Origin of the sequence: Streptomyces sp. NPDC093984, from assembly GCF_044764595.1 — a bacterium.
Classification (GTDB): Bacteria; Actinomycetota; Actinomycetes; order Streptomycetales; family Streptomycetaceae; genus Streptomyces; species Streptomyces cynarae.
Genome location: NZ_JBIWIM010000002.1, coordinates 197,773 through 212,467, shown reverse-complemented (window position 1 = coordinate 212,467; position 14,695 = coordinate 197,773). Strand labels below are relative to the sequence as shown.

16 protein-coding genes and 2 pseudogenes are annotated in these 14,695 nt (G+C 69.3%); 2 read left to right on the top strand and 16 right to left on the bottom strand.

What is annotated here, in order from left to right:
• Nucleotides 1-2: 2 nt before the first annotated feature.
• From rplN to rpsJ, 12 genes are all read right to left on the bottom strand, one after another.
• The gene (rplN, locus tag ACIRC0_RS08790) at nucleotides 3-371 is read right to left on the bottom strand and encodes a 50S ribosomal protein L14 (RefSeq protein WP_003998823.1); all 369 of its coding nucleotides are present in this window, start codon (nucleotides 369-371) and stop codon (nucleotides 3-5) included.
• Nucleotides 372-720: 349 nt separating this feature from the next.
• On the bottom strand, nucleotides 721-1,005 hold the full coding sequence (rpsQ, locus tag ACIRC0_RS08785) for a 30S ribosomal protein S17 (RefSeq protein ID WP_004984524.1): 285 nt from the start codon (nucleotides 1,003-1,005) through the stop codon (nucleotides 721-723).
• Entirely contained in the window at nucleotides 1,005-1,229 is a 225-nt protein-coding gene (gene rpmC / locus ACIRC0_RS08780) for a 50S ribosomal protein L29 (protein WP_018564811.1), read from the bottom strand. Before rpmC ends, rpsQ begins: the two co-directional genes overlap by 1 nt.
• A complete protein-coding gene (rplP, locus tag ACIRC0_RS08775; RefSeq protein ID WP_103837549.1) occupies nucleotides 1,229-1,648 on the bottom strand; it encodes a 50S ribosomal protein L16 in 420 nt (139 codons plus the stop codon). The genes rpmC and rplP overlap by 1 nt, the downstream gene beginning before the upstream one ends.
• A 5-nt stretch (nucleotides 1,649-1,653) precedes the next feature.
• Nucleotides 1,654-2,472: a 30S ribosomal protein S3 gene (gene rpsC, locus ACIRC0_RS08770; protein ID WP_055706471.1), complete on the bottom strand. Its 819-nt coding sequence runs from the start codon at nucleotides 2,470-2,472 to the stop codon at nucleotides 1,654-1,656.
• The gene (rplV, locus tag ACIRC0_RS08765; protein WP_030601197.1) at nucleotides 2,472-2,819 is read right to left on the bottom strand and encodes a 50S ribosomal protein L22; all 348 of its coding nucleotides are present in this window, start codon (nucleotides 2,817-2,819) and stop codon (nucleotides 2,472-2,474) included. Before rplV ends, rpsC begins: the two co-directional genes overlap by 1 nt.
• A 43-nt stretch (nucleotides 2,820-2,862) precedes the next feature.
• The gene (gene rpsS / locus ACIRC0_RS08760; protein WP_039656232.1) at nucleotides 2,863-3,144 is read right to left on the bottom strand and encodes a 30S ribosomal protein S19; all 282 of its coding nucleotides are present in this window, start codon (nucleotides 3,142-3,144) and stop codon (nucleotides 2,863-2,865) included.
• A gap of 12 nt (nucleotides 3,145-3,156) precedes the next feature.
• On the bottom strand, nucleotides 3,157-3,993 hold the full coding sequence (rplB, locus tag ACIRC0_RS08755) for a 50S ribosomal protein L2 (protein WP_403613212.1): 837 nt from the start codon (nucleotides 3,991-3,993) through the stop codon (nucleotides 3,157-3,159).
• Between the two features lie 40 nt (nucleotides 3,994-4,033).
• Nucleotides 4,034-4,453: a 50S ribosomal protein L23 gene (gene rplW, locus ACIRC0_RS08750; protein WP_403613210.1), complete on the bottom strand. Its 420-nt coding sequence runs from the start codon at nucleotides 4,451-4,453 to the stop codon at nucleotides 4,034-4,036.
• Nucleotides 4,453-5,106, bottom strand: coding sequence for a 50S ribosomal protein L4 (gene rplD / locus ACIRC0_RS08745; protein ID WP_200418825.1), 654 nt, complete (start codon nucleotides 5,104-5,106; stop codon nucleotides 4,453-4,455). The genes rplW and rplD overlap by 1 nt, the downstream gene beginning before the upstream one ends.
• Nucleotides 5,107-5,114: 8 nt before the next feature.
• Nucleotides 5,115-5,759, bottom strand: coding sequence for a 50S ribosomal protein L3 (rplC, locus tag ACIRC0_RS08740; protein ID WP_200418824.1), 645 nt, complete (start codon nucleotides 5,757-5,759; stop codon nucleotides 5,115-5,117).
• 18 nt (nucleotides 5,760-5,777) lie between these two features.
• Complete coding sequence (gene rpsJ / locus ACIRC0_RS08735) at nucleotides 5,778-6,086, bottom strand: 30S ribosomal protein S10 (RefSeq protein ID WP_003948644.1); 309 nt, start codon at nucleotides 6,084-6,086, stop codon at nucleotides 5,778-5,780.
• Nucleotides 6,087-6,668: 582 nt separating this feature from the next.
• Here rpsJ and ACIRC0_RS08730 point away from each other — a divergent pair.
• The gene (locus ACIRC0_RS08730; protein ID WP_403613205.1) at nucleotides 6,669-8,672 is read left to right on the top strand and encodes a hypothetical protein; all 2,004 of its coding nucleotides are present in this window, start codon (nucleotides 6,669-6,671) and stop codon (nucleotides 8,670-8,672) included.
• Between the two features lie 66 nt (nucleotides 8,673-8,738).
• Nucleotides 8,739-10,151, top strand: a complete 1,413-nt coding sequence (locus tag ACIRC0_RS08725) for a hypothetical protein (protein WP_403613202.1) — start codon at nucleotides 8,739-8,741, stop codon at nucleotides 10,149-10,151.
• 552 nt (nucleotides 10,152-10,703) lie between these two features.
• Here the strand turns inward: ACIRC0_RS08725 and ACIRC0_RS08720 are convergent.
• The 4 genes and pseudogenes from ACIRC0_RS08720 to tuf form a co-directional block, all read right to left on the bottom strand.
• Complete coding sequence (locus tag ACIRC0_RS08720) at nucleotides 10,704-12,110, bottom strand: alpha/beta hydrolase family protein (protein WP_403613199.1); 1,407 nt, start codon at nucleotides 12,108-12,110, stop codon at nucleotides 10,704-10,706.
• A gap of 222 nt (nucleotides 12,111-12,332) precedes the next feature.
• Nucleotides 12,333-12,788 (bottom strand): annotated as a pseudogene (locus tag ACIRC0_RS08715) (glycosyl hydrolase); the annotation flags it as partial.
• A gap of 14 nt (nucleotides 12,789-12,802) precedes the next feature.
• Nucleotides 12,803-13,297: pseudogene (locus tag ACIRC0_RS08710) on the bottom strand (glycosyl hydrolase); the annotation flags it as partial.
• Nucleotides 13,298-13,497: 200 nt separating this feature from the next.
• Complete coding sequence (gene tuf, locus ACIRC0_RS08705; protein ID WP_103841183.1) at nucleotides 13,498-14,691, bottom strand: elongation factor Tu; 1,194 nt, start codon at nucleotides 14,689-14,691, stop codon at nucleotides 13,498-13,500.
• Between the last annotated feature and the right edge of the window lie 4 nt (nucleotides 14,692-14,695).

Genomic DNA, 14,695 nt, shown 5'->3' with positions numbered 1-14,695 from the left:
GCTTACAGCACCTCCGGAGCCAGCGAGATGATCTTCATGAACTTCTTCTCGCGCAGCTCACGCCCGACCGGGCCGAAGATGCGGGTGCCGCGAGGGTCGCCGTCGTTCTTCAGAATGACGGCGGCGTTCTCGTCGAAGCGGATGTACGAGCCGTCCGGACGGCGGCGCTCCTTGACGGTGCGAACGATGACCGCCTTGACGACGTCACCCTTCTTCACGTTGCCACCGGGGATCGCGTCCTTGACGGTGGCGACGATGACGTCACCGATGCCCGCGTAGCGGCGACCGGAGCCACCGAGCACACGGATGCAAAGGATCTCCTTCGCACCAGTGTTGTCGGCGACACGCAGTCGCGACTCCTGCTGGATCACGTCTATCTCCTGATCGTCTGCCGGTTCCCTCCGGGGCCTGCCCGGAGAGCCTGGCGGAACTCTCCTGCGAGGTCTGCCCCGCAGGAATTACTTGCACCTCTGCAGGCGGAAACCCTCTCCGCCGGGGGCGGGACCGCGCTCACGCGCGGGCCGCCCGGGCCGCAGGCCGTCCGGCCGGATTCCGCGAGGACTCGCGGGCCGGCCGGACCGCCTGGCGTCGGCCTCCCCGGGCCTCGCCCGTCGGCCGGAGGCCGAGAGCGGGTGCCCGGGCTCGGGGGCCAAAGCCCCCGACGGGGTACCAGGGGCGGCAGCCCCTGGCGGGGTCAGCGGGGGCTGAAGCCCCCGCTTCTTACTTCGCCTTCTCGAGGATCTCGACGACGCGCCAGCGCTTGGTCGCGGACAGCGGCCGGGTCTCCATCAGGAGGACGCGGTCGCCGACACCCGCGGCGTTCTGCTCGTCGTGCGCCTTGAGCTTGTTCGTACGGCGGATGACCTTGCCGTACAGCGCGTGCTTGACGCGGTCCTCGACGGCGACGACGACGGTCTTGTCCATCTTGTCGCTGACGACGAGACCCTCACGGGTCTTGCGGAAGCCGCGCGCCTCAGTGTTCTCAGTCACGTTGTTCTCGCTCATCAGGCGTTCTCCACCGTTTCGATGCCCAGCTCACGCTCGCGCATCAGGGTGTAGATCCGCGCGATGTCCTTGCGGACCGCCTTCAGACGGCCGTGGTTCTCGAGCTGGCCCGTCGCCGCCTGGAAGCGGAGGTTGAACAGCTCTTCCTTGGCCTCGCGGAGCTTGCCCAGAAGCTCCTCGTTGCCCAGCTCGCGCAGCTCGGACGCCTTGGTACCGGCCGACATCACGCTTCACCTGCCTCGCGCTTGACGATCCGGCACTTCATCGGCAGCTTGTGGGCCGCACGGGTCAGCGCCTCACGGGCGATCTTCTCGTTGGGGTACGACAGCTCGAACATCACGCGTCCGGGCTTGACGTTGGCGATCCACCACTCCGGAGAACCCTTACCGGAACCCATGCGGGTCTCGGCGGGCTTCTTGGTGAGCGGACGGTCCGGGTAGATGTTGATCCAGACCTTGCCACCACGCTTGATGTGACGCGTCATGGCGATACGAGCGGCCTCGATCTGGCGGTTCGTCACGTAGGCCGGGGTGAGCGCCTGGATGCCGTACTCGCCGAACGCAACCGTCGTGCCACCCTTGGCCGCGCCGTCGCGCTTGGGGTGGTGCTGCTTGCGGTGCTTGACCCTACGGGGGATCAGCATTTCGGTCAGGCCTCCGTTCCGGTGCTCTCAGCCGGAGCGGCAGGGGCCTCGGCCTTGGGGGCCTCGGCGCCGGCAGCCTGCTGCGGCTTGCGACCGCGCCGCTCGCCACCGCGGCCACCACGGGCCGGGCGGTCGGCACCGCCACGCGCCGGGCGGTTGCCCGCACGGGCGGCGGCGTTCTCGGCGCGGACCTCGGCGATGTTCTTGACGTCGCCCTTGTAGATCCAGACCTTCACACCGATGCGGCCGAAGGTCGTCTTGGCCTCGAAGAAGCCGTAGTCCACGTTCGCGCGGAGCGTGTGCAGGGGCACACGGCCCTCGCGGTAGAACTCCGAGCGGGACATCTCGGCGCCGCCGAGGCGGCCACCGCACTGGATCTTGATGCCCTTGGCGCCGGCCTTCATGGCGGACTGCATGCTCTTGCGCATGGCCCGACGGAAGGAGACGCGGGAGGAGAGCTGCTCGGCGACGGCCTGGGCCACGAGCTGAGCGTCGGTCTCGGGGTTCTTGACCTCGAGGATGTTCAGCTGGACCTGCTTGCCCGTGAGCTTCTCGAGGTCACCGCGGATGCGGTCGGCCTCGGCGCCACGGCGGCCGATGACGATGCCCGGACGAGCGGTGTGGATGTCCACACGCACGCGGTCACGGGTGCGCTCGATCTCCACCTTGGAGATGCCGGCGCGCTCCATGCCGGACGTCATCATCCGACGGATGGCGACGTCTTCCTTGACGTAGTCCTTGTACAGCTTGTCGGCGTACCAACGCGACTTGAAGTCGGTCGTGACACCGAGCCGGAACCCATGCGGGTTTACCTTCTGGCCCATTACCGGGTTCCTTCCTTGCTGCTGACGACCACGGTGATGTGGCTGGTCCGCTTGCGGATCCGGTAGGCACGGCCCTGGGCACGCGGACGGAACCGCTTCAGGGTCGGGCCCTCGTCGACGTACGCCTCGGAAACGAAGAGGCTGTCGACATCGGTGTGGTCGTAGTTGTGCGCGGCGTTGGCGATGGCGCTGTCCAGCACCTTGCCCACCGGCACCGAGGCGGCCTGCGGAGCGAATCGCAGGACGGCCTGGGCCTCCGTGGCGTTCATGCCACGGATGAGGTCCACCACGCGGCGGGCCTTCATGGGCGTGACGCGGATGTACCGCGCCTGGGCCCTGGCTTCCATGGTTGTCCCTTCAGTTACTTACGTGTCTGAATGCGATCCGCTACTAGCGGCGCTTCGACTTCCGGTCTTCCTTGACGTGGCCCCGGAAGGTGCGGGTCGGCGAGAACTCGCCGAGCTTGTGGCCGACCATCGACTCGGTGACGAACACCGGGATGTGGGTCTTGCCGTTGTGCACCGCGATCGTGTGGCCCAGCATGGCCGGGACGATCATCGAGCGGCGGGACCAGGTCTTGATGACGTTCTTGGTGCCGGCTTCGTTCTGCGAGTCCACCTTCTTCATCAGGTGGTCGTCGACGAAGGGCCCCTTCTTCAAGCTACGAGGCATCTCAACCCGTCCTTAGCGCTTCTTGTTCGTCTTGCGGCGGCGGACGATGTACTTGTTGCTCGCCTTCTTGGGAGAACGCGTACGACCTTCCTTCTGGCCCCACGGGGAAACGGGGTGACGGCCACCGGAGGTACGGCCCTCACCACCACCGTGCGGGTGGTCGACCGGGTTCATGACCACACCACGGACGGTCGGGCGAACGCCCAGCCACCGCTTGCGGCCCGCCTTGCCCCAGTTGATGTTGCTCTGCTCGGCGTTGCCGACCTCGCCGACGGTGGCGCGGCAGCGGACGTCGACGAGGCGGACCTCACCGGACGGCATGCGCAGGTGGGCGTAGGCGCCCTCCTTCGCGAGCAGCTGCACGGAGGCACCGGCGGAGCGGGCGAACTTGGCGCCGCCACCCGGACGGAGCTCGATCGCGTGGATCGTGGTACCGACCGGGATGTTGCGGAGGGCCAGGTTGTTGCCCGGCTTGATGTCGGCCCCGGGACCGTTCTCCACGGTGTCGCCCTGCTGCAGGTTGCGCGGGGCGAGGATGTAGCGCTTCTCGCCGTCGGCGTAGTGCAGCAGCGCGATGCGCGCGGTGCGGTTGGGGTCGTACTCGATGTGCGCGACCTTCGCCGGCACGCCGTCCTTGTCGTGACGACGGAAGTCGATCACGCGGTAGGCGCGCTTGTGGCCACCGCCCTGGTGGCGGACGGTCACACGACCGGAATTGTTACGGCCGCCCTTGCTGTGCAGGGGACGGACCAGCGACTTCTCCGGCGTGGACCGCGTGACCTCGACGAAGTCGGCGACGCTGGCGCCACGACGGCCCGGCGTAGTCGGCTTGTACTTGCGGATACCCATTTCTCAGTCCTCGTCCGATATCGGACGATCCGGACCGCCCTCAGGCGGTCGGACCGCCGAAGATGTCGATACGGTCGCCCTCGGCGAGGGTCACGATCGCGCGCTTGGTGGCCGCACGCTGGCCGAAGCCGGTGCGGGTCCGCTTGCGCTTGCCCTGGCGATTGATCGTGTTGACCCCGGTGACCTTGACCGAGAAGACCGCCTGGACGGCCTGCTTGATCTGGGTCTTGTTGGCACTCGGGTCGACGATGAACGTGTACTTGTTCTCGTCGAGGAGCGCGTAGCTCTTCTCGGAGACGACCGGCTTGATCAGGACGTCACGGGGGTCCGTGTACGTCTTGCTCAGCGGGGTCTCGACGGTGTTCTTGCCCTCCGCGGCGTGACGACGCGCCTTGGCGACGCGCGCGGCCTTGGCGGCCTTGGCGGCCTTCGAGGCAATGGCGGGGTGACGGATAGCCATCAGACCTCGCTCCCTTCGGTGTCAGTGGCCTTCGGGCCGGACACGAAGGACTCGAAAGCGGCCTGGGTGAAGACCACGTCGTCGGAGACGATCACGTCGTACGTGTTCAGCTGGCCCGGCTCCAGGATGTGGACCTGGGGCAGGTTGCGAGCGGACAGCACGGCCTTCTCGTTCTCGCGGTCGACGACCAGCAGCACGTTCTTGCGCTCGCTGATCTTGGCGAGGAGAGCCTTGGCGGCCTTGGTGGAGATGTCCGACTCGACCACGTCGGTCACGACGTGGATGCGGTTGTTGCGGGCCCGGTCGGTGAGGGCGTGGCGCAGGGCCGCGGCCTTCATCTTCTTCGGGGTCCGCTGCGAGTAGTCGCGCGGCACGGGACCGTGCACGACGCCACCACCGGCGAACTGCGGCGCGCGGGTCGAACCCTGGCGGGCGCGACCGGTGCCCTTCTGGCGGTACGGCTTCTTGCCGCCACCACGGACCTCGCCACGCGTCTTCGTCTTGTGCGTGCCCTGGCGGGCAGCGGCCAGCTGCGCGACGACGACCTGGTGGATCAGCGGGATGCTGACCTTCTCAACGCCGAAGATCTCCGCAGGGAGCTCGACGGAACCGGCCTTCTCGCCCGCCGGCGAAAGGATGTCAACAGTGCTCATCGGTTACCTCAGGCCCCCTTGGCCGCGGTGCGGACCAGGACGAGGCCGCCGTTCGGACCGGGAACCGCGCCCTTGATGAGCAGCAGACCCTTCTCCGCGTCAACGGCGTGGACGGTCAGGTTCTGGGTGGTGACCCGCTCGTTGCCCATGCGACCCGCCATGCGGAGGCCCTTGAACACACGGCCCGGGGTGGCGCAGCCACCGATGGAGCCGGGGGAGCGGTGCTTGCGCTGGGTGCCGTGACCGGCGCCGAGGCCCTTGAAGTTGTGACGCTTCATGACACCGGCGAAGCCCTTGCCCTTGCTCTTGCCGGTGACGTCGACCTTCGTACCGGCCTCGAACACCTCAGCGGTGATCTCCTGGCCGAGCGTGTACTCGGAGGCGTCCGCGGTGCGGATCTCGACGAGGTGACGACGAGGGGTGACGTCGGCCTTGGCGAAGTGACCCTTGAGGGGCTTGTTCACCTTGCGCGGGTCGATCTCGCCGAAGGCGATCTGGACGGACTCGTAGCCGTCGACGTCGTTCGTACGGACCTGGGTGACGACGTTCGGCCCGGCCTTGACGACGGTGACCGGGACAACGCGGTTGTTGTCGTCCCACACCTGCGTCATACCGAGCTTCTCGCCCAGGATGCCCTTGATCTGCTTAGCCATCTCTTCAGATCACCGGCCTCAGAGCTTGATCTCGATGTCGACGCCGGCCGGGAGGTCGAGTCGCATCAGAGAGTCAACGGTCTTGGGGGTCGGGTCGAGGATGTCGATCAGGCGCTTGTGCGTGCGCATCTCGAAGTGCTCGCGCGAGTCCTTGTACTTGTGCGGCGACTTGATGACGCAGTACACGTTCTTCTCAGTGGGCAGCGGCACCGGGCCCGCGACCGACGCACCAGTGCGGGTCACCGTCTCGACGATCTTCTTCGCCGAGGAGTCGATGACCTCGTGGTCGTAGGCCTTGAGCCGGATGCGGATCTTCTGTCCCGCCATGGCTACTTCGTAGTCCTGTCTCTCTTACGCTCTGGAACCCGGCGTATTCCCTGCCCTCGTCCTCCGACCCACGCGGTCGGGCGTGTCGCACCCCCGCTGACACAGATGTCCCTTGTCCGAACATCCCTGCGGGATTGCGCACGGCCCTGCGAACCGCGCCGACCGGGACCGAAAGGCCCACCGGGTGCCTGGTCGGCGCCGCGCCCACGCTTCCCGGAAGATTCCCGTACGTCCGCCCCAGCGCTGCCCTCAGGCAGTTAGGACGACGAGTACTGTGGGACTCGCTTCCGGTCCTCCCGGCGGGAGGCGCGCAGCATCAACACTCGACCGAGCAACTCCGACAGTCTGCCATAAGGGGCGGGGGCCTGGCCAATCGGGCCGGAGAGATTACCCCGGGAGTGACGTAGAACAAACCCCGCGGGTCGTGAGGCCCCCCTCGGAAGCACGCTCGTCGACAACCGGCCGCTTCCACCCGCGTAACAGTCTCTCACCCGGCAGACGCCGTCCGGCGATCTTCGGTCTACTCTGTGCCCCCTGTTGAGCACGGAGCGCATGGGGATGCGCTGGGGTGGGGGTTTGACAATGACATCAACGCTGCGCGGATCCGGCAGATGGCTGCCGCGTACCGGCGTGGTCATCGGCAGTGCCGTACTGCTGATCGGGCTGCTTCCGGTCACGGCCGAGGCACACCGCGACGGATGCCACCGTTGGCATTCCTGTCCTTCCGACACCGGCTCGTACGTGTGCGGGGATCTGGGGTACGACACGTACTGCGGCGGGTCGGACGAGAGCGGGCCCACCGCGTCCGTCGACATCACCGCACCGCGGCAGCCGGAGGTCACCCGACAGCACGCGGGCAAGGGGGGCCGTGTCAGCCTGACGGTCACCGCCGAGCGGGGGGCGCGGATCGAGGTCACGGAGACCGACGAGTACGGCACCGCCCACCGCACCGTAGCGGAGGCAACGGCCACCGGAGGCGCCCAGACCATCACTTTCACGGCCGCCGACGGCTCGCACACGTATGCCGTCACGGCCACGGACGCCGCCGGCAACACCAGTGACGAGTCCGACGACGTCACGCTCGATGTCGACGCGGAGGCTCCCGCCATCAGCGACTTCTCCGTGGCGGATCCGGACACGGCGACCGCCACCTCACGGGTGGCGTTCACTTCCGAAGCGGGTGCGGCGTACGAGCTGACCGTCCAGGGCCGCAAGGAGCGGATCACCGGCACCGTGGGCAGCGACGGCGAGGTCTCGGACCAGACTCTGTTCCTCCCGAACGGCAGCTTCACCGCCCGGCTGGCCGTGACCGACGAGGCGGGCAACGTCGGCCACGCGGAGCAGAAGGTACGCGTGGGTCTCGGCGCGCTCGCCCCGCGGGTGAACGCCGACAGGTCGCGGGGATCGGGCCTCGTACGGTTCACCGTCACGGCTCCGCCGCGCAGCAAGGGCCGGCTCACGGTCGGTAAGGCGGTGGACCGCGCCTTCACCACGGACGGCGACGGCAGTGCCACGATCGACACCCGGATGGCGGACGGACGCTACCCGGCACCGGTCGTCACGGTCGCCGACCCGTACGGACGCACCGGCCGTGCGACGGACCGGAACCTGGTCGTCGACACCGTGGCGCCGCTTCTCAAGGTCACGCCGGACGCCGGCCGCGCTGCCCGGGGCGACCTGTCCCTCGCCGTGACCACCGAGGCCCACGCGAAAGTGTCGGTGACGTACGGCTCGGGCGAGCACGACGGCTTCACCTCGACCGGGCACGCGGCGACCGTGACCAGGGCTCTCGCCCCCGGCACATACCGGGTCACGGTCACCGCGACGGACGCGTACGGCAACACCGCGACCAGGCGACTGGACGTCGCGGTGGACGACCAGTGGACCTTGGCCGAGTGGCTGATCCTGCTGCTGACGGTGCTGCTGGTTCTCGGCCTGCTCGTGGCGGCCTGGTACGTCCACCGCCGCACCCGGCCGGCCCGCGAGGCGCGTAGGGCGAGGCGCGCAGTGGAACTCCATGAACGCGAGATGCGGGCTTGGGAGCGAGAGCGCGAGAGACTGGTCGCGCTGGCCGAGTTCGCGGCGGAGTTGGGGGAGGACGAGGGAATCGGCGGTGAGTGGCTCGCGGACTGGGGCAAGCGGAAGCGGGGCGAGTCGGTGTGGTGGATGACCGACGCCGACATGGTGCAGCCCGCCACGAACGGCCAGGAAGCCGCCGTACGGGACTCCGGAACGCTGTTGATCACCGCCCACCGGGTGTTGTTCGTCGGCAGGACCAGACGCGAATGGCTCTTCTCGAAGCTCGTGCGGGTGGAGCACGTGGGCCACGACATCACATGGATGCAGGTGACCAACCGCGCCGCCGTCTCCGGCGTCCGCTACCGGCGGGAGCCCGAGAGGACGCGCATCGCCATCGAGACGGCTATCGCAGAGGCTCCGTCCGGCCAGGCCCCCGAACTCGGCGCGGGTCGCGGTCCTGTCCTGACCCGCGTGCGTCAGGAGATCACGGTGCACGACCGGCGACGCCCGTCAAGCCTTGAACCGACCGCTCCGGCACCGCGACCCGGGACAGTGACGGCCGTCTGACCACCCTGGATCGGGCGCAGCACACGCGACCTGTACACACGGGCGCCCGAACGCTTGTATCGGCCCATGCGAAGATCCACCGTCTGGACCCGCCGCTGGGGCGCCTCGGCCCTGATGTCCGCCGCCGTGGCCGCCCTGCTGCCCCTTCTCGGATACGGGGCACCGGTCCCCCGCTGGGACATCCTGGCCGCGCTCGCCGTCGCGCTGGTGTGCGGCCTGGGCTGGGTGGCGGCGACCCGTCGCGCACCGCTGATCGGCCCGCCCCTGATGAAGCCCGACCCGGACGCGCACGCCGAACTCCCCGTCCCGGGGGTGATCCCCCGCGTCCCCCTGGCCGCGCAGGCCGGCGTCCTGGCGGGCACCCTCGCCGTGTACGCGCTGGTCGCGGCGCAGGTACTGGCCTGGCAGCCGGACGGTCGCCAGGCCCGTACGCTCGCCGCGCTCCAGGACGCGGGTGCGCGGGTGGCGACGGCCGAGATCACCGGGGTCAGGGCCGAGGAGGCGTCCCACGTGGGCGTCTCCGGGCAGAAGCACGGCGTCTACTGGTACGCGTCCTTCACCGCCGCACTGGCCGACGGCACCAAGCTGTCCGTGGACCGGGGCATCGTCGCCCATGCGCCCCATGCCGACGACAAGGTGTCGATCCTCTACGCCCCCGGGCACCCGGAGCTGGGCGGCTGGGTGGACGACAGCACCGACATCACGGCGTACGTACGAGGCTGGGGGCCGCCGTTCGCCTTGGGACCGATCTTCTTGAGTGTCATCGCGGTCGCTGTGGCCCTGGCCTCCGGACTGGCCGGCAGCAGCCTGGTGGGGGGCGGTCCCCGGCGTCTGCTGACGGAGGACGCGGCGGCGGGCCGGGTGTACGCGGTGCGGGTGGACGCACTGACGGCGACACGGGAGGAGCACACGACCGTCGGCTCCCGGGCGGGCACCACCAAGGTGGACGTACGCCTCTCCCTGCGGGCGTCGACCGAGTACGGCTCACCGGACCTGACCGTGGGGTCGCCGTCCGACATCGCGGCCCTGGCGACGGAGTTCGGCTCCGGCGGTGGCCGGCTGCTCTGGGCCCGGCGCTGGCGGATGACCGACGAGAAGAGGCGGGTCCCCGGCGTCCACCTGGCCCCCGACGGCCGGATCTTCCGCTTCACGGCTTCCCGGTCGGACGTCGCACGCCTCACGCGCAGCGAGCGCGCCCTGACCTCCACGGCCCCGTCCGTGGCGGCCCGAAACTGGTCCGGTGTCTGCCGTACGACCCCGGCCGGCCGCCTGCTGATCGTCGCCCTGTACGCGGCCGCGGCCGTCGGCGCGATCCCCGTGCTGACAGGGACCGCCTCCCACGCGACGGGCTACCTTCCGCTCCCGGCCTTGGCACTGGCGGCCGTACTCGGCCCCGTCCTGGCCAGACGCCGGGCGTCGACAGCGAAGCACGCGATCTGGGCGCGCAGCACGAGCACGGACCCGCGGGTGACGACATAGGCCGAAGGCACAGCCCGGGTGGCGTACGACAGGAAGGCCGACCGTGCGGGCGGTCGGCGTGACGGCGAGCCGGGGGCCCTGGATGTCCAACTCTCGCGGAGCGCTTCCCGGAGGGACGCAACCGGATCGCCGCCGGGTCACGCGAGCTGCGCACCCGTTCCGGCCGTCTCCACGGGCGTGGTGGACCCACTGAACTGCAACACTCCCGGGAAATGTGTCGCACCTGCGGACTCGGCCCCCGCGGAACACACCTCCAGCGGGAGGCCGCGAGGACCCCGCAAGAAACACCCGCTCCCGCCCGGCCCCAGCCGGCGCACCCCTCCCCCGCCCTCCTCCGCACGGCCACCGACCTCCTGGCCACCCTGCACCACCGGGACCCGCGCCTGCTGCTCAGCGCCTGCGACACGGCCCACCTGGCCCCGGGAGTCGCCGCCTGGCTGCACCGCGCGAAGACGAGTGACCGCACTGGTTCCCGCCCCGAGCAGCCCGCGAGCGGCTCCCGTACGCCTGGCGGAGCCGCTCGCCATGACCAGCCCAGGGCAACCTGGAGCGTCAGCCCCTCGCCAACCTCTCCCCCAGCCAGTCGAACACCACCTCGCAGTGCTGCTGCGGAGCCATCGGTGAGCAGTGCAGTTGGGCGCCCGTCGCCGCCGTGAGCTTCACGTAGTCCTTGGGGGCCCTCAGCTTGTCGTACATCTGGGGTGCCTGACCCGGGTAGAACTGCTCGTCCTGGTAGTCGAGGACCAGGGTGGGGGCCTTGATGCGGCCCACGACGTCCGTGATCCTCAGCGACCGGATGAGGTCGGCCGGGGTGTGGAAGTCCGTGAACATCCTTCCCTTGCGGGCCGCCAGCATCGCCGGGGCCGAGAAGGGCTCGAAGCGTTTCTTCAGCGTGGCCGCGTCGGCGGGGGACAGCGCCGGCACGACCTCCTTGTTCCAGACGGCGTTGGTCTCCGCCTTGTCCGGGCTGAGGACCTTCCGGAGCTCCGGGGGGAAGCCGAGCCACGGCTCCAGGCAGCCGGGCATCGCCACCAGGGCCGCGATCCGGCGCTCGAAGGCGGCCGCGCGGGGAGCCAGGCAGCCCCCCATGCTCAGCCCCGTGAGGGCGATCCTGTCGGCGTCGACGTCGGAGCGGGCGACCAGCCAGTCGACGAGCGGCCTGACCACGTTCTCCCAGCGCGGGGTGAACACCACCTGGTCGATGAAGATCAGCCGGCCCTGGCCAGGTCCCTCGTACACGAGTGCGTTCCACCCCCGGTCCAGGGCGGCGGACACGCCGTACGTCCACATGTCGACGTTCTGTCCGTCGCTGCCGTTGGTGAGGATCACGGTGGGGCGAGCTCGGCCCGATGCGTCCGGGCGGAAGAGCCACACGGGCAGCGGGGTCCTCCCGTACGGGACCTTCGCCGTCACCGGCGCCGGGTCGCACAGCCCGCAGAAGGTGTCCCAGGCGCCGCGCCCGGCCCTGTACAGCGCCTCCTCGCTGTCGGGGTCGTTGGAGCCGAGGACGAAGAACAGCGCCTGGGAGTAGTACTGCGAGGCCCGCAGGGCACGGAAGCGCCGGGTCTCCCGGTCGGCTCTGCCGCCCTCCGGCGCCTTCATCAGCTGGTCGCCGAGGTTCCTGAAGGTCTGGACGTACGTCTGTGCGGAGAGGCCGGCCTTGTTGATCGCGTTCACGGCGGTGAGCACCTCGCCCACCTCGCTGCTGCGCTGACCGGCCGCGCCGAGCGCCAGCAGCCCGCTGAAATTGAACTCCGGGGCGTCGAAGAGCGTCATCGCACCGGGTGCCGGGGCGCCGGCCGTCGCGGAGGCCGACGCTCCGGCCACCGGCCTGTGTCCCGAGGAGGTGTCCGCGGCCGTGCATCCGGCGGCCAGCAGGGCACCGGCCGCACCGGCGAGCCCGGACAAGGCGCTGCGCCGGCTGGGTCCGGGCATGGGGGCGGCCGTTGCGTTCTCCATGCCGCCCGAACGTAGGACCGCGCCCGTCGCGCCTCTGAGCACGACACCGGCCGTTCGCCCGAACAGCCTCGGGGATCAGCCCGGCCAGGGCACCGTCGACGCGAAGACGAGCACGAGCACGACGGTGCCGGGTGCGGGGACGGCGAGGACCCAGTGGGACCACCCGTCGTGGGGCGGTCGGCAGGCACATGAGTGCTCGCACTCAGCGCTTGTACGCACGGCTCAGAGGCGCCGGCTCTCCAGCGGCCCCAGATACGTCTCGGGCAGCCCGCCCGTGTCGATCAGCAGACGTTGCAGCACCACCGTCGGGTCCACCATCCAGAACTTCAGGCGGTGGACACCGGCGCCCGCGACCACGTGCTGCGTCGCCGTCCTGTTGACGTTGTCCGAGGTGTTCCGTGCCCAGGTCGTGTTCAGTGCGCCGTCGTCGGCACCCACGGTGCTGTCGACCGTCTGAGGGGCGTCCTCGTCGAAGGACACCGCATAGCGCAGTCCGCCCGTCGGCAGCGCCGGATTGCGCGGTGAGACGTAGGCCCACACCGTGACCGCTCCCGGCGTCAGCAGCGTCACCTCGTACTCCAGGCGGGGTGAGGAGCCTCCCGGGCTGTGGCGCGGGGCCGTGACCGGCCAGGGGGTCATTCCGGCGCCCGTACGGCCGATGCCGTCGATGCGGCGCCACTCCCCCACCGCTCACCGATGCCGTACGAGACGTCGTACGTCCCGAAGATCGTGCCGCGCGGGTCGCTGCCCGCGATGACAAGGGCGCGCTCGACTCCGGGTATCGGCTGCTCGACCACCGTTTGCAACGACGTCTCCCACTTGCCGCGCACGCCGGTCACATCGAGCTTCCCGGACGCCACCAGCCCGTCGATCAACGGGCTGCGCCCGATCGTCCCGATCAGCACGGCCTCCCGGGCGATCGTCGTGCCCGGCCGTACGCCCGTGACGCGCTCGATGTCGTCGCGCAGGTCGCCCGCCGCCCGTACCACCCCGGGATGATCGGCGCCGCTCACCACCACCGGGGCACCGACGAGGGAGAGGGCGCCGCCCGTGAAGGAGATGTACGCCCCCGGATCGGTCACCCGTAAGTCCCGCAACTCCCCGCCCGCCGCCCACGCGACCCCGGACGACAGCACCGGCACCGCGGCGACTCCCGCGCCCAACACCGCCCTGCGGCTGACAGACATGGCTCACCCCTCACGCGACTCACCCGAATTTGCTCAGCGCATGACAAATAGTGGGCGGAGGGCACCGTGGGAACCAGGGAACCAGGGGTCGTACGCGTCGAATACTTTCGTGACAACGCGAAGAGGCCCGCACGACCCAAGTCGTGCGGGCCTCTTCAGGTCAGCTGACCCAGAGGGTCAGACCCTCAAGCAAGCGGAACTTACTTGACGATCTTGGTGACCTGGCCGGCGCCCACGGTCCGACCACCCTCACGGATGGCGAACTTGAGGCCCTCCTCCATGGCGACGGGCTGGATGAGCTCCACCTTCATCTCGGTGTTGTCACCCGGCATGACCATCTCGGTGCCCTCGGGGAGGGTCACCACGCCGGTCACGTCCGTCGTACGGAAGTAGAACTGCGGGCGGTAGTTGTTGAAGAACGGCGTGTGGCGGCCACCCTCGTCCTTGGACAGGATGTAGGCCTGCGCCTCGAACTCGGTGTGCGGGGTGACCGAGCCCGGCTTGATGATGACCTGGCCGCGCTCGACGTCCTCGCGCTTGATGCCGCGGAGCAGCAGACCGACGTTCTCACCGGCCTGGCCCTCGTCGAGCAGCTTGCGGAACATCTCGATGCCGGTGACCGTGGTGGAGGTCTTCTCCGGCTTGATGCCGATGATGTCGACGGTCTCGTTGACCTTCAGGACACCGCGCTCGATACGGCCGGTGACGACCGTACCACGACCGGTGATCGTGAAGACGTCCTCGATGGGCATCAGGAACGGCTTGTCGACGTCACGCTCGGGCTCCGGGATGGAGGTGTCGACAGCGTTCATGAGGTCCAGGACCGACTGGGTCCACTTCGGGTCGCCCTCGAGCGCCTTCAGAGCGGAGACCTGGACGACCGGAACGTCGTCGCCCGGGAACTCGTACTCGGTGAGGAGCTCACGGACCTCGAGCTCGACGAGCTCCAGGATCTCCTCGTCGTCCACCATGTCGGCCTTGTTGAGGGCGACAACGATGTACGGCACGCCGACCTGGCGGGCCAGGAGCACGTGCTCCTTGGTCTGCGGCATCGGGCCGTCGGTGGCGGCGACCACCAGGATGGCGCCGTCCATCTGCGCCGCACCGGTGATCATGTTCTTGATGTAGTCCGCGTGACCCGGGCAGTCGACGTGGGCGTAGTGACGCGACTCGGTCTGGTACTCGACGTGCGCGATGGAGATGGTGATACCGCGCTGGCGCTCCTCGGGCGCCTTGTCGATGTTGTCGAACGGGGTGGCCTCGTTCAGGTCCGGGTACGCGTCGTGCAGCACCTTGGTAATGGCGGCCGTGAGGGTCGTCTTACCGTGGTCGATGTGACCGATGGTGCCGATGTTGACGTGCGGCTTAGTCCGCTCGAACTTCGCCTTCGCCACTGGG

Excerpts from the sequence above, each read along its gene's own strand:
- rpmC (WP_018564811.1), bottom strand. The coding sequence starts at position 1,229 with ATGTCGGCCGGTACCAAGGCGTCCGAGCTGCGCGAGCTGGGCAACGAG.
- rplD (WP_200418825.1), bottom strand. The coding sequence starts at position 5,106 with ATGAGCACTGTTGACATCCTTTCGCCGGCGGGCGAGAAGGCCGGTTCC.
- rplC (WP_200418824.1), bottom strand. The coding sequence starts at position 5,759 with ATGGCTAAGCAGATCAAGGGCATCCTGGGCGAGAAGCTCGGTATGACG.
- rpsS (WP_039656232.1), bottom strand. The coding sequence starts at position 3,144 with ATGCCTCGTAGCTTGAAGAAGGGGCCCTTCGTCGACGACCACCTGATG.
- ACIRC0_RS08720 (WP_403613199.1), bottom strand. The coding sequence starts at position 12,110 with ATGGAGAACGCAACGGCCGCCCCCATGCCCGGACCCAGCCGGCGCAGC.
- ACIRC0_RS08730 (WP_403613205.1), top strand. The coding sequence starts at position 6,669 with ATGACATCAACGCTGCGCGGATCCGGCAGATGGCTGCCGCGTACCGGC.
- ACIRC0_RS08725 (WP_403613202.1), top strand. The coding sequence starts at position 8,739 with ATGCGAAGATCCACCGTCTGGACCCGCCGCTGGGGCGCCTCGGCCCTG.
- rpsJ (WP_003948644.1), bottom strand. The coding sequence starts at position 6,086 with ATGGCGGGACAGAAGATCCGCATCCGGCTCAAGGCCTACGACCACGAG.
- rplW (WP_403613210.1), bottom strand. The coding sequence starts at position 4,453 with ATGGCTATCCGTCACCCCGCCATTGCCTCGAAGGCCGCCAAGGCCGCC.
- rplB (WP_403613212.1), bottom strand. The coding sequence starts at position 3,993 with ATGGGTATCCGCAAGTACAAGCCGACTACGCCGGGCCGTCGTGGCGCC.
- rplV (WP_030601197.1), bottom strand. The coding sequence starts at position 2,819 with ATGGAAGCCAGGGCCCAGGCGCGGTACATCCGCGTCACGCCCATGAAG.
- rplP (WP_103837549.1), bottom strand. The coding sequence starts at position 1,648 with ATGCTGATCCCCCGTAGGGTCAAGCACCGCAAGCAGCACCACCCCAAG.
- rpsQ (WP_004984524.1), bottom strand. The coding sequence starts at position 1,005 with ATGAGCGAGAACAACGTGACTGAGAACACTGAGGCGCGCGGCTTCCGC.
- rpsC (WP_055706471.1), bottom strand. The coding sequence starts at position 2,472 with ATGGGCCAGAAGGTAAACCCGCATGGGTTCCGGCTCGGTGTCACGACC.